Origin of the sequence: Rhabdaerophilum sp. (assembly GCF_046092605.1) — a bacterium.
Classification (GTDB): Bacteria; Pseudomonadota; Alphaproteobacteria; order Rhizobiales; family Beijerinckiaceae; genus Rhabdaerophilum.
The window spans coordinates 1-12,769 of the sequence record NZ_JBJTDY010000052.1 but is presented as its reverse complement, the minus strand read 5'-3'; the positions used below and the strand labels follow the sequence as shown (position 1 = coordinate 12,769).

Below are 12,769 nucleotides of genomic sequence, written 5' to 3'. Positions count from 1 at the left end.
CCCCTTTTCATGCCCCCTTATGCGGGTTGCATTCACTTCCGCAGGAAATCCGGCGCGGGAATATCGATCTTGATCATCGAGCCACCGGAGAAGCGGCCCGGCAGCAGGCCCTGATTCGAAAAGCCCGCCCCCGCGCTGGGAATGCCGGAGCCCTGCGTATCATAGATGTAGTTCTGCATCGAATGCGGCCGGACCTCCCTGCCCGGATCCAGCCAGGAACGGGGTTTTACCTCGATGTAGAGCGAGGAACGGGTCTGCGCCTCGGCCATCGCAGGCAGCGACAGGAGGGCAAGACCGGCCGCGAAAAGGGGAAGCGCGCGCATGGGATTCTCCACTGAATTGATGATCCCGTTAACCTTATCGGAAAAAGCGTTAACAAGCATTCATCACGCCTGGCTGCCTGCAAGATTTTCAGGTTCAGCGGCGAGCGGTCAGCTTCAGCGCGGGAATGGATGCCTCATGGTCCATCCAGGTCAACCGCCGGCCGGGCTGGCGCGAGGATGTGCAGTTCTGCCGTGAACGCTCCGCCTCGGCGAAAAACTTCCGCAGGGAGGCATCGCGCCCGCCGCCGACAAGATCGAGACGGTCGAGGAAGCAGGCCATGGACACGCGATCGACCGGCCGCTGGATCGTGCCGCAAAGCCAGCCCAGGATGCTGACGCCAGCCATGTCGATGCGGCGATAGGCCAGACAGGACATTACGGCGTTTTCCTGCCGCAGCTTCACCTCCGCCGCCTCCATCAGCCCGAACTTGGTGCGGATGTCCTGCGGACTGGCCATGCGCTCGACGACCAAGCGATGCTCGGCGGCGCGCGCCGCGAGATCGGAGAAGAGCGGCTTTTCCGTCAGCGCGCCATCATGACGCTCGATCACCACCAGAGCGCCAGAGCGCCGGGTCTCGCTCTCACCCGCATCCCGTCGCGGCTGCCAGATCAGCATATCTTGCCGGGAACTGCCACGCTGCGAGACCCGGTAGGTCAAGGTGAGCCCGGAAAGTTCCGGTGATTCAAGATGGTAGAGCGCCATGGGCTGCCGAACCGGCTGCCAGGGGCGTTGCTCCATTGGCGGCAACGCCTCGGAATTGCGACGGGTCTCGACACTGGCCGGCTCCGGCGCAGGCTCCTGCATGGGTGCTTGCGCCGTTGTCAGCAGCATTTCGCCGGGGAACGCATCGCGTTTGCGGTCAGGCAGGAAGAAGGACAGCGCCAGCGCCGGAAGGCCAAGCGCGAGGATGAGACCGGATTTCCGGGGGCGCCATGCCTTGCCCTGCTCGACCTTCGAGCCCTGCGTCGGATGGTTTATCGCATAGCGCAGGATCACGGTCAGCAGCACCGCCGAATCGCGCAGCGCGCGGAAGATCCCACGCAGGAATGCGCCGGACTTGAGGAGTGCGGCCAGGATCGCCGGGAGCCCCAGAAGCCAGACCTGGCCCGCAACCCGGCGCGAGGCACGGAGAAGCCGCACCCGGCCGCGCTTCCAGCGCCACAGGCTCCAGCGATGCCAGCGTTCAAGCCGCGCGCCGAGGCTCCTGTCCGGCGCGACGACGAAATGCTCGATTGCAATCGTGAGACCAACCCGGCCGTCTGCCACGTCCCGCCCCTCTTCGTTCCCGGGCGAGACCATTGCCGCGTCTCAGGGAAAGACGGGTTACCGGCCCGGGCTCACTTGCGATCAGGGTGAACACGCGCCTAACGCGCGCCCTCATCCCGAGGCCGGCATTGACTTTTCCCGAAATCTGGCGCTTCTCACCGCTGCGGCGACCCTTCGCCGAGGAACCCCGACCCATGATCCGCCTCACGACGAAAAAAACGCGTGTGACGAAACCGGCCACGAAAACGGGCGCGGTGGGATAACGGTCGTCCTCGCTCTCGGGTCCTCCCCCGGCGGGGGAAAGGGCCAGCAGGTCGGGCAAGCCGCACCTGCTTCGCTCCCGGGGGAGATGGTTCAGGGCAAGGCCCTCAAATCAGGAACGAGACTCATGGGCTACAAGGTTGCTATCGTTGGCGCCACCGGCAATGTGGGCCGGGAAATGCTGGATATTCTGGCCGAACGGGCCTTCCCGGTCAGCGAGGTCGTGGCACTCGCCTCGCAGCGCTCGATCGGGCAGGAAGTCACATTCGGCGACAAGATTCTCAAGACCAAGGTGCTCGACCATTACGATTTCTCGGATATCGATATCTGCCTCATGTCGGCGGGCGGCTCGGTCTCGAAGGAATGGTCGCCCCGCATCGGGGCGCAGGGCTGCGTCGTCATCGATAACTCGTCGGCCTGGCGCTATGATCAGGATGTGCCACTGATCGTTCCGGAAGTGAATGCCGATGCCGTGCGTGGCTTCACCAGGAAGAATATCATCGCGAACCCGAACTGCTCCACCGCCCAGCTCGTGGTGGCGCTGAAGCCGCTGCATGACGCCTTCGGCATCAAGCGCGTCGTCGTCTCGACTTACCAGTCGGTTTCCGGCGCGGGCAAGGAAGGGATGGACGAGCTCTGGAGCCAGACCAAGGGCAAGTATGTGCCGGGCCAGGAAGTGGCTGCGAAGAAGTTCTCGAAGCCCATCGCCTTCAACGTGATCCCGCAGATCGATGTCTTCATGGAAGACGGGTTCACCAAGGAAGAATGGAAGATGACGGTCGAGACCAAGAAGATCCTCGACCCGAAGATCAAGCTCACCGCCACTTGCGTGCGCGTACCGGTCTTCATCGGCCATTCCGAAGCGGTGAACGTGGAATTCGAGAAGCCCGTGACCGCCGACGAGGCGCGCGAGATCCTGCGCCGCTCGCCGGGCATTCTCGTGGTCGACAAGCGCGAGCCGGGTGGTTACGTGACCCCGCAGGAAGCGGCGGGCGAGGATGCAACCTATATCTCGCGCATCCGCGAGGATGCCACGGTGGAGAACGGCCTTGCCTTCTGGTGCGTGTCGGACAACCTGCGCAAGGGCGCGGCGCTGAACGCCGTGCAGATCGCCGAATGCCTCATCAATCGCGGGCTCATCAAGCCGCGCGCGAAGGCGGCTTGATCCATGCTGGCGCTGCGCCCCAATTGCGAATGCTGCGATCGCGATCTGCCGCCCTCCTCCCGGCAGGCCATGATCTGCACCTTCGAATGCACGTTCTGCGAGGATTGCGCAACGGAACGTCTGGATGGCCATTGTCCGAATTGCGGCGGCGAGCTTGTCCGCCGCCCGGTTCGACCCGAGCTAAAGCTTGCAAAGTTTCCGGCCAGTACCGAACGGGTGCTCAAACCGCATCCGGTTTGCCTGTAAAGAAAAAGGGCCGCTTCAAGCGGCCCTTTTGTTAAGGCGATGGAAGTCCCACTCAGCGCGGCAGCACGCTCTCGCCCATCAGCATTTCGTCAATCGCGCGCGCGGCCTGCCGCCCCTCGCGGATCGCCCAGACGACGAGGCTCTGGCCGCGGCGCATGTCGCCGGCGGCGAAGATCTTCGGCTTGTCGGTGCGGTAATCGTTCTCGTTGGCAATCACGTTCGCGCGCTTGTCCATCGCCACGCCCGCTTCCGTGAGGAGGCCGTCCTTCACCGAGCCGGCAAAGCCGATGGCGAGGAAGACGAGATCGGCCTTCAGCACGAATTCCGTGCCGGGGATCGGCCGGCGCCTCTCGTCCACGCGGGCGCATTCCACGCCCGTTACCCTGCCATTCTTGCCCAGAATGCGCAGGGTCGCGGCCTGGAATTCCCGATCCGCTCCCTCGGCCTGCGAGGAGGAGGTGCGGAACTTCGTGGGCCAGAACGGCCAGATCGTCAGCTTGTCCTCGATCTCCGGCGGCTTCGGACGAATGTCGAGCTGCGTCACCGACAGCGCGCCCTGCCGGAAGGCCGTGCCGATGCAATCCGACGCGGTATCGCCGCCACCGATCACCACCACATCCTTCCCGCCCGAGAGCAGCGGGGCGTCGTCGATCCGCTCATCACCGACGCGGCGGTTGGACTGCGTGAGATAGGGCATCGCGTAATGCACGCCTTCCAGTTCCTGCCCCGGCAGGCCGGGATCGCGCGGCGCTTCCGCTCCGCCCGCGAGAAGAACCGCGTCGAAATCGCGCTGGAGATCGGCAAGCTTCACGTTCACGCCAACATGCGCGTTGTAATGGAAGATGACCCCCTCGGCCGCCATCTGCTCCACGCGGCGGTCGATATGGTGCTTCTCCATCTTGAAATCGGGGATGCCATAGCGCAGCAGGCCACCGGCCTTGGGCTCGCGCTCATAGACATGCACCTCATGCCCCACACGGGCGAGCTGCTGGGCGGCCGCCATGCCCGCCGGGCCCGAACCGATGACCGCGACGCGCTTGCCGGTGCGGTTTGCAGCGATTTCCGGCTTGATCCAGCCTTCCTTCCAGCCGCGATCCGCGATGGCCTGCTCGACCGTCTTGATCGCGACGGGCATGTTCTCGAGGTTCAGCGTGCAGGCTTCCTCGCACGGCGCAGGGCAGATGCGGCCCGTGAATTCGGGGAAATTGTTGGTGGAATGCAGGTTCGCCAGCGCCTCTTCCCAATCGTTCTGGTAGACGAGGTCGTTCCAGTCCGGGATCTGGTTGTGAACCGGGCAGCCATTGGGGCCGTGGCAATAGGGCACGCCGCAATCCATGCAGCGCGCGGCCTGCTCGCGCACATCCTTCGCATCCATCGGCAACGTGAATTCGCGGAAATGGCGGATGCGATCCGATGCCGGCTGATACTTCGCCTCGCGCCGGTCGATTTCCAGAAAACCCGTGACCTTGCCCATCTCTCTCACCTCAACTCGTGCGGGGCGCGCTGTTCGAGAAGCGCCGCCCGGTGCCGGTCCATGTTTCTCTCTTGCGGGGAGACCCGGGCCTCGGCCCGGGCCATCGATCCTCACTCGGCCGCCTGCAGCTGCCGCGCCTTTTCCATGTCGCGCAGCGCACGGCGATATTCCACCGGCATCACCTTCACGAACCGGTGACGGAAATCCGCCCAATGGTCGAGAATGTGTTTCGCGCGGGCCGAGCCCGTATAGCGCAGATGGTTGGCGACAAGCTGGTGCAGGCGCTCCTCGTCATGGCGCGACATGTCGCCCATGATGTCGATGCGGCCCTTGAATTCGAGATCGCCGCCATGGTGGTGGAGGCGCTGCATCAAATCCTCCTCCTCCTCGACGGGTTCGAGATCGACCATGGAGAGGTTGCAGCGCGAGCGGAAGGTGCCATCCTCGTCGAGCACATAGGCGACGCCGCCCGACATGCCCGCCGCGAAGTTGCGGCCCGTCTCGCCGATCACCACCACCACGCCGCCGGTCATGTATTCGCAGCCATGGTCGCCCACGCCCTCGACCACCGCGATGGCGCCGGAGTTGCGCACGGCGAAGCGCTCGCCGGCCACGCCCCGGAAATAGCACTCGCCGGAAATCGCGCCATAGAGCACGGTGTTGCCGACGATGATCGACTTTTCCGGCACGATGGCCGCATCCGGCGCCGGACGGATGATCAGCTTGCCGCCCGATAGCCCCTTGCCGACATAATCGTTGGCCTCGCCCACGAGCTCCAGCGTCACGCCCGCCGCGACCCAGGCACCGAAGCTCTGGCCCGCCGTGCCGGCAAGCGTGATGCGGATGGTGTCATCCGGCAGGCCGGCATGGCCGTGCCGCTTCGCCACCTCGCCGGAGAGCATGGCGCCCGCCGCTCTGTCACGGCTGAAGATTTTCTCCTCGATCGTCACCGGCGCGCCGCCCTCGATCGCCGGCAGCGCTTTCGCGATCAGCTTGCGGTCGAGCACGTCGTCGATCGGATGCGTCTGCTGCTCGGAATGCTTCCTCGCGACCGTCGCCGGCACATCCGGACGCGCAAAGAGCTTCGAGAAATCGAGCCCCTTCGCCTTCCAGTGGTCCACGCCCGCGCGGGTATCAAGCAGATCGGTGCGGCCGGTAATCTCCGTCAACGAACGGAAGCCCATGGTGGCGAGGATCTCGCGCACCTGTTCCGCCACGAAGAAGAAGTAGTTGATCACGTGTTCGGGCTGGCCCTTGAAGCGCTTGCGCAGAACGGGGTCCTGCGTCGCCACCCCCACCGGACAAGTATTGAGGTGGCACTTGCGCATCATGATGCAGCCCGCCGCGATGAGCGGTGCGGTCGAGAAGCCGAATTCGTCGGCCCCGAGCAACGCACCGATGATCACGTCACGACCCGTGCGCAGGCCGCCATCGACCTGCAAAGCCACGCGGCCGCGCAGGCGGTTCTTCACGAGAACCTGCTGCGTTTCCGCCAACCCCATCTCCCAGGGCGAACCCGCATGCTTGATGGAGGTGAGCGGGGACGCGCCCGTGCCCCCCTCATAGCCCGAGATGGTGATGTGATCGGCCCGCGCCTTCGCGACGCCGGCCGCGACCGTGCCAACCCCCACTTCCGAGACGAGCTTCACCGAGACATCCGCCGCCGGGTTCACGTTCTTCAAATCGAAGATCAGCTGGGCGAGATCCTCGATCGAGTAGATGTCGTGATGCGGCGGGGGCGAAATCAGGCCCACGCCGGGCGTCGAATGGCGCACCTTGGCGATGACGGCATCGACCTTGTGGCCGGGCAATTGTCCGCCCTCGCCGGGCTTCGCGCCCTGCGCGACCTTGATCTGCATGACATCGGAATTCACGAGATATTCCGTGGTGACACCGAAACGGCCCGATGCCACCTGCTTGATGGCCGAGCGGCGCGGGTTGGGAAGGCCGTTCGGCAGCGGCTCGAAGCGCGCGGATTCCTCGCCGCCCTCGCCGGTGTTGGACTTGGCGCCGATGGCGTTCATCGCCCTGGCAAGCGTTTCATGCGCCTCTCGGCTGATGGAACCGAAGGACATGGCACCCGTGGCAAACCGCTTCACGATCTCGCTTGCGGGCTCCACCTCGTCGAGCGGCACCGGGTTGCGGCCTGTTTCTGTCGCCTTCTTGATGTGGAAAAGGCCGCGAATGGTCTGATAGCGGTTCTCCACCTCGTCGATGCGCCTGGCATAGGCGTCATAGCGGTCGCGCGCATTGGTGCGCACGGCATGCTGCAGATCGGCCACGACCTCCGATGACCAGATATGATCCTCGCCGCGCTGGCGCTGGTTATACTCCCCGCCGACATCGAGGAAGTTCTTCAGCACAAGGCTGTTCGAGAACGCTTCCCGGTGCCGCTGCACGGTTTCCTCGGAAATTTCCTCGAGCCCCACGCCCTCGATGGTGGTGGCGGTGCCGTAGAAATACTGGTTCACGAAAGCGCTCGAGAGGCCCACGGCATCGAAGATCTGCCCGCCGCAATAGGATTGATAGGTCGAGATGCCCATCTTGGACATGACCTTCAGCAGCCCCTTGCCCGTGGCCTTGATGAAGCGCTTGACGATCTCGTCCTCGTCCACCTCCTCGGGAATTTCCATGTCCGCCTTCATGGCGATCAGGGTCTCGAAGGCGAGATAGGGGTTGATCGCCTCGGCGCCGTAGCCCGCGAGGCAGGCGAAGTGATGAACCTCGCGCGCTTCACCCGTCTCGATCACGAGGCCGACCGAAGTGCGCAGGCCCTTGCGGATGAGGTGGTGATGCACCGCCGCCGTGGCGAGAAGCGCCGGGATCGGAATGCGATCCGGCCCCACCATGCGATCCGAGAGCACGATGATGTTGTAGCCGCCATGCACGGCCGATTCCGCGCGATCACATAGCAGCTTCACGGCATCTTCCATGCCCTTCGTGCCTCGCCCGGACGCGAAAGTGATGTCGAGCGTCTTGGTATCGAACCGGTCCTCGAAATGGCCGATGCAGCGGATCTTCTCGAGATCGCCATTCGTCAGGATCGGCTGGCGCACCTCCAGCCGCTTGCGGCGCGAATTGCCCTCGAGATCGAAGATGTTGGGGCGCGGCCCGATGAACGAGACGAGGCTCATCACCAGCTCCTCGCGGATCGGGTCGATCGGCGGGTTCGTGACCTGCGCGAAGTTCTGCTTGAAATAGGTGTAGAGCAGCTTCGACTTGTTGGAGAGCACGCTCGGGGGGGTATCGGTGCCCATCGAGCCGACGGCTTCCTGCCCGGTAATGGCCATCGGTGCCATCAGGAGCTTCAGGTCTTCCTGCGTATAGCCGAAAGCCTTCTGCCGATCGAGCAGGCTCACATCGGTGCGGCTGGCGCGCGGCTCGACGGGCTTCAGCTCCTCGAGCACGATCTGGCTGCGCTTCAGCCATTCCCGGTAGGGGTTCGCGGCGGCGAGCCCGGCCTTCATCTCCTCATCGGAGACGATGCGGCCTTCTATCAGGTCCACGAGCAGCATGCGGCCGGGCTGCAGGCGCCACTTGGTCACGATTTCGCTTTCCGGGAAAGGCAGCACGCCCATCTCGGAGGCCATCACCACGAGGTCATCCTTCGTGACGAAATAGCGCGCAGGGCGCAGGCCGTTGCGGTCGAGCGTCGCGCCGATCTGCCGGCCATCCGTGAAGGCGATGGCGGCGGGGCCGTCCCACGGCTCCATCAGCGCGGCGTGATACTCGTAGAAGGCGCGGCGCTCCTCGTTCATCAGCGGATTGCCGGCCCAGGCTTCGGGAATGAGCATCATCACCGCATGGGCAAGGCTGTAGCCGCCACGCACGAGGAATTCGAGCGCATTGTCGAAACAGGCCGTGTCGGACTGTCCCTCATAGGAAATGGGCCAGAGCTTGCCGATCTCCGCGCCGAACAATTCGCTGTCCACGCTCGCCTGCCGGGCGGCCATCCAGTTCAGGTTGCCGCGCAGCGTGTTGATCTCGCCGTTATGCGCGACCATGCGATAGGGGTGAGCCAGCTGCCAGGTGGGGAAGGTGTTGGTGGAGAAGCGCTGGTGCACGAGCGCCAGCGCGCTTTCCACGCGGGGATCGTTGAGATCCCGGAAATAGCCGCCGAGCTGGTTCGCCAGCAGCATGCCCTTGTAGACCACCGTGCGGCAGGACACCGAAACCGGATAAACGCCCGCCTTCGCGCGCTCCACGCTCTTGTAGATCGTGTTGGAGACCACCTTGCGCAGGATGAACAGCCGGCGCTCGAAATCCTCCTCGGTGGCGACATCCGCGCCGCGGCCGATGAAGACCTGCCGATGGAACGGCTCGGTCGGCAGCACGCTCTCGCCGAGATCGGAATTGTCGACCGGCACGTCGCGCCAGCCGAGCACCTTCTGGCCCTCGGCGCGGATCGTGTCCTCGATGATCTTCACCGCGCGCGCCCGCGCCTCGTCCTCGCGCGGGAGGAAATACTGGCCCACGGCATATTGGCCGGGCTCCGGCAGCGTAAAGCCGAGCTTCGCGCATTCCTCGGCGAAGAAGCGATGCGGAATCTGCAGCAGCATGCCGCAGCCGTCACCCGCCTTCGGGTCCGCGCCCACCGCACCACGATGGTCGAGATTCGCAAGGATCGAGAGCCCGTGCCGAACGATGACGTGGCTCTTGCGGTTCCTGATATCAGCCACGAAGCCGACGCCGCAGGAATCCTTCTCGTGGCGCGGATCATAGAGACCCTCCGCCGGCGGCAGGCCGGGATCACGCGCGACAATAAGATCGGTCGCGCCTTTCGAAGCGCGGGAAGACGTGGCTCGCGTGGCCGTCGCGCGAGATTTGGCGGCGCGCCGAGCCGCTTGCCCGAGCTTCACGCCGTCCATCTCATCATCGCGCCTGGTCATGGCCACGCCCTTTCTTCACCTTGGGGGGCGGGGACATCACCCTGCCCGATGCTGTTTTTCGATTGCGCCCAGCCTCTTCCCGAAGCCTGCCGCAAGAATGCCGGCCAGCGGCGGAAAAATCACCCCGCCGGAAAGATCGGGCAGGGCGGGTTCACCGTCGAAGGTCGGCTTGGTAGGTCAGCAACGCTGTCCTATTCCGAGGTGGAGCTATACAGAATTGCGGCGCACAGACAAGAGCCATGCGACCGAATTTTTCGGATTTTGTTGCCTATGATCCGATTTTTCGAGCAACAAAATTTTATCAACCGCCCGGAAGATGCGGCAAAGATTGCTTTTGGAGCCTTGCTTCGGCAAGACGGGCATCTCGGACAAGCCTTGCGCCTTGCAGAGGCTTGCGAGCAGACCCGCCCCCTCCTAGCATCTCATGCAGCGGCGATTGCGCCGCCGGGAAGGACCGTTCGAATCCATGATTTTCCAGAGTGACAACGTGGTGGGCGCGAGCCCGAAAGTGCTGGATGCGATCGTCCGCGCCAATGCCGGAACCGCCGGTTCCTATGGGGCGGACCCCTGGAGCCAGCGTTTCGAGCAGGCTCTTATGCAATTTTTCGATTGTCCTCTCGAAGTGTTCCTTGTGGCCACGGGAACGGCCGCCAATGCATTGGCCGCCAGTGCCATATGCCCGCCCTGGGGCGCGCTTCTGACGCATGTCGAAAGCCATGTGATGGACGACGAATGCGGCGCGCCGGAATTCTACATGGGCGGCGCGAAGCTCGTCGGCCTGCCCGGCATCGGCGGAAAGGTTACGCCGGAAACGCTCGACGCCCATGTCGCGGCCGAGCCGGGCGGCGTGCGCCGGCCGCCACTCAAGGGCCTTTCCATCGCGCAAGGAACGGAATTCGGCCTCGTCTATACGCCGGATGAACTGATGGCGCTGACGGTCGCTGCCCGCCGGCACGGCCTGAAGGTGCATATGGATGGCGCGCGCTTCTCGAACGCGCTTGTTTCGCTCGGCTGCACGCCAGCCGAGATGACGTGGAAATCCGGCATCGACGTGCTGTCGCTCGGCGGCACCAAGAATGGCTGCCTGATGGCGGAAGCGGTGGTGTTCTTCGACCGGAGCCTCGCGGAGGATTTCCGCTTTCGAAGGAAGCGGGCGGGGCAGACCCTCTCGAAGCAGCGATTGATGGGCGCGCAATTCGAGGCCTGGCTGGAAGATGGCCATTGGCGCGAACTCGCGGCCCATTCCAATGGCATGGCCCGTCGCATGGCGGAGGGTCTTGCGGCCATTCCCGGCATCCGGCTCGGGTGGCGCTGCGAGATCAACGAGGTCTTCCCCGTGATGCCGCAGGCTCTCATGGATCACCTCATCGAGCAGGGCGCACGCTTCTATGACTGGTCGGACCTGTCGATGGACCCTGCCCTGCGGCCTGCGCCGGACGAGGTGGTCGCGCGCCTCGTCACCTCCTTCATGACGACGGCCGAGGAGGTCGACCGTTTCGTTGCCCTTTCGCGCAACTTCATGATCCAGAGGCGCGATGCAGCGGAATAGCCGGCAGAATTCCTTGTTTTCGCCGAATTGCGGCATTCCGTTCGAGAAGCGTTAAGCTTCGTTCATCATGATGGCGAAGAGTTCTGGCTGCCCCGGAGAATGAGTGATGTCCGCTCCCCGCCTCTCCCTGCCCCGCCTGCTCGGCGCGGCGACCGTCGCGGCCTGCGCCCTTCTCGGCACCAGCGGCGCGCAGGCCCAGATCTTCGTCGAGACCTGGGGCGAGCGCTTCGCCGTGCCGCTCTACGAACCTGCGCCGGGCCATCGCATCGAAAGGTACCGCCGCCTGCATCCCTCGATCATCGTGGATGAACTCGAGGATCGCGGCTTCCGCAACCTTGTGGTCGTCGCGCGTCGCGCCGATTTCTACGTGATCGAGGGCGTGAGCCCGCGCACGGGTCGCGTGCGGCTGGTGGTCGATGCTTATGATGGCGAGATCATCCAGCGGGATGCCCTGAGTCGCTCCGATGCTCGCGTCGTGGGCGAGAACCGCAGACCCACAGTTTCCACCTCCGATCTTGCCGCGCTGCTAACCCCGCCGCCTCGCCGGATGCGGGGCATGGCGCCGGAAACGGCCGTTGAGAATGTGGCACCGAGGACCGTGCAGCCGAAGGTCGCAGGCCCTCTGCCCGAGCCGCCCGCCGCTCCGGCCCTGCCGCCGACTCGGCCGCCCAGCGCGGATTGGAACCCCATCAATTCTGTACCCGTTGCGCCGCTGCTCTGATCGGCTTCGCCACGAACGGATAGCAGAAAGGGGCGCCGCGGGCGCCCCTTCGTTCTTGCCACGAATGTCCGGCTGGTCTCGAAGCCGAAGTTTCGATCCTGTTAGGCCGCGAGTTGGGCAGCCATTTCGCGAGGCGCGTGGATCGGAACCTGCCGGGGCTTCTTCGCCTCGGGAATCTCGCGCACGAGATCGACATGCAGCAGGCCATGCTCAAGGCGCGCACCGGAGACCGTCACATGGTCCGCGAGGCGGAAGCGACGCTCGAACTGGCGGGCAGCGATGCCCTGAAACAGGAATTCACGCTCGGCCTTGTTTTCCTCGGCGGTCTTCTCGCCGCGGATCACGAGCCAGTTTTCCTTGGTCTCGATCGACAGATCGGCCTCGGTGAAACCTGCGACGGCAAGGCTGATGCGATAGCCGTCCTCGGAGACCTTCTCGATGTTGTAGGGCGGGTAGCTCGCATTCCCGGCTTCGCCATTCTCGATCTGGTTGATCAGAGAGAAAAGACGGTCGAAGCCCACGGTGGAACGATAGAGCGGGGCAAGATCAAATGTACGCATGGCATATCCTCCTTGAGAAGCGACACGCGAAATCCGGTCCGCCATCCGGCCGGACCATTGCTGCTGTGCAGCCTTCATGGCCTGCACGAACCACGATGTGGGAGGCCGATTTCAGCCTTTCAAGGGGCCTCCAGACGATTTCCCGCGATGAATGCCGGATGAACAGGGAAGCGCGCCGCGGTTCAGGTGCAGTGCAATAGAAAGGGACCATGCCCCAGGCCACCACCCTCGATTCCCCCTCGTCGCCCACCCTGCCCCGCATGCGCCGGCGTGCCGGCTTGTGGCTCGTCATCACCCTTGCAGGAGCCCTGATG

10 protein-coding genes are annotated in these 12,769 nt (G+C 64.4%); 5 read left to right on the top strand and 5 right to left on the bottom strand.

Annotated elements, in window-relative coordinates; genetic code table 11:
• Window positions 1–32: 32 nt before the first annotated feature.
• On the bottom strand, window positions 33–323 hold the full coding sequence (locus ACKODO_RS04580) for a hypothetical protein (RefSeq protein ID WP_408982271.1): 291 nt from the start codon (window positions 321–323) through the stop codon (window positions 33–35).
• A 94-nt stretch (window positions 324–417) separates the two neighbouring features.
• Window positions 418–1,590, bottom strand: coding sequence for a hypothetical protein (locus ACKODO_RS04575; protein WP_408982270.1), 1,173 nt, complete (start codon window positions 1,588–1,590; stop codon window positions 418–420).
• 388 nt (window positions 1,591–1,978) lie between these two features.
• On the opposite strand from ACKODO_RS04575, the gene ACKODO_RS04570 reads away from it, so the two are divergent.
• Window positions 1,979–3,016, top strand: coding sequence for an aspartate-semialdehyde dehydrogenase (locus tag ACKODO_RS04570; protein WP_408982269.1), 1,038 nt, complete (start codon window positions 1,979–1,981; stop codon window positions 3,014–3,016).
• 3 nt (window positions 3,017–3,019) lie between these two features.
• A complete protein-coding gene (locus ACKODO_RS04565) occupies window positions 3,020–3,262 on the top strand; it encodes a DUF1272 domain-containing protein (RefSeq protein WP_408982268.1) in 243 nt (80 codons plus the stop codon).
• 52 nt (window positions 3,263–3,314) lie between these two features.
• Here the strand turns inward: ACKODO_RS04565 and ACKODO_RS04560 are convergent, their stop codons facing one another.
• Complete coding sequence (locus ACKODO_RS04560; protein ID WP_408982267.1) at window positions 3,315–4,736, bottom strand: glutamate synthase subunit beta; 1,422 nt, start codon at window positions 4,734–4,736, stop codon at window positions 3,315–3,317.
• A 110-nt stretch (window positions 4,737–4,846) separates the two neighbouring features.
• Window positions 4,847–9,625: a glutamate synthase large subunit gene (gene gltB / locus ACKODO_RS04555; RefSeq protein ID WP_408982266.1), complete on the bottom strand. Its 4,779-nt coding sequence runs from the start codon at window positions 9,623–9,625 to the stop codon at window positions 4,847–4,849.
• 48 nt (window positions 9,626–9,673) lie between these two features.
• On the opposite strand from gltB, the gene ACKODO_RS04550 reads away from it, so the two are divergent.
• From ACKODO_RS04550 to ACKODO_RS04540, 3 genes are all read left to right on the top strand, one after another.
• Window positions 9,674–10,108: a hypothetical protein gene (locus ACKODO_RS04550; protein ID WP_408982265.1), complete on the top strand. Its 435-nt coding sequence runs from the start codon at window positions 9,674–9,676 to the stop codon at window positions 10,106–10,108.
• Entirely contained in the window at window positions 10,092–11,174 is a 1,083-nt protein-coding gene (locus tag ACKODO_RS04545) for a threonine aldolase family protein (protein WP_408982264.1), read from the top strand. Before ACKODO_RS04550 ends, ACKODO_RS04545 begins: the two co-directional genes overlap by 17 nt.
• Window positions 11,175–11,280: 106 nt before the next feature.
• Window positions 11,281–11,895: a hypothetical protein gene (locus ACKODO_RS04540; RefSeq protein WP_408982263.1), complete on the top strand. Its 615-nt coding sequence runs from the start codon at window positions 11,281–11,283 to the stop codon at window positions 11,893–11,895.
• 101 nt (window positions 11,896–11,996) lie between these two features.
• Here ACKODO_RS04540 and ACKODO_RS04535 read toward each other — a convergent pair whose 3' ends face one another.
• Window positions 11,997–12,455, bottom strand: coding sequence for an Hsp20 family protein (locus tag ACKODO_RS04535; RefSeq protein WP_408982262.1), 459 nt, complete (start codon window positions 12,453–12,455; stop codon window positions 11,997–11,999).
• Window positions 12,456–12,769: the final 314 nt, after the last annotated feature.

What these genes read in the sequence shown, in the direction of transcription:
- gltB (WP_408982266.1), bottom strand. Translation starts at nt 9,625, where the DNA reads ATGACCAGGCGCGATGATGAGATGGACGGCGTGAAGCTCGGGCAAGCG.
- ACKODO_RS04535 (WP_408982262.1), bottom strand. Translation starts at nt 12,455, where the DNA reads ATGCGTACATTTGATCTTGCCCCGCTCTATCGTTCCACCGTGGGCTTC.
- ACKODO_RS04560 (WP_408982267.1), bottom strand. Translation starts at nt 4,736, where the DNA reads ATGGGCAAGGTCACGGGTTTTCTGGAAATCGACCGGCGCGAGGCGAAG.
- ACKODO_RS04580 (WP_408982271.1), bottom strand. Translation starts at nt 323, where the DNA reads ATGCGCGCGCTTCCCCTTTTCGCGGCCGGTCTTGCCCTCCTGTCGCTG.
- ACKODO_RS04570 (WP_408982269.1), top strand. Translation starts at nt 1,979, where the DNA reads ATGGGCTACAAGGTTGCTATCGTTGGCGCCACCGGCAATGTGGGCCGG.
- ACKODO_RS04545 (WP_408982264.1), top strand. Translation starts at nt 10,092, where the DNA reads ATGATTTTCCAGAGTGACAACGTGGTGGGCGCGAGCCCGAAAGTGCTG.
- ACKODO_RS04565 (WP_408982268.1), top strand. Translation starts at nt 3,020, where the DNA reads ATGCTGGCGCTGCGCCCCAATTGCGAATGCTGCGATCGCGATCTGCCG.
- ACKODO_RS04550 (WP_408982265.1), top strand. Translation starts at nt 9,674, where the DNA reads ATGCTGTTTTTCGATTGCGCCCAGCCTCTTCCCGAAGCCTGCCGCAAG.
- ACKODO_RS04540 (WP_408982263.1), top strand. Translation starts at nt 11,281, where the DNA reads ATGTCCGCTCCCCGCCTCTCCCTGCCCCGCCTGCTCGGCGCGGCGACC.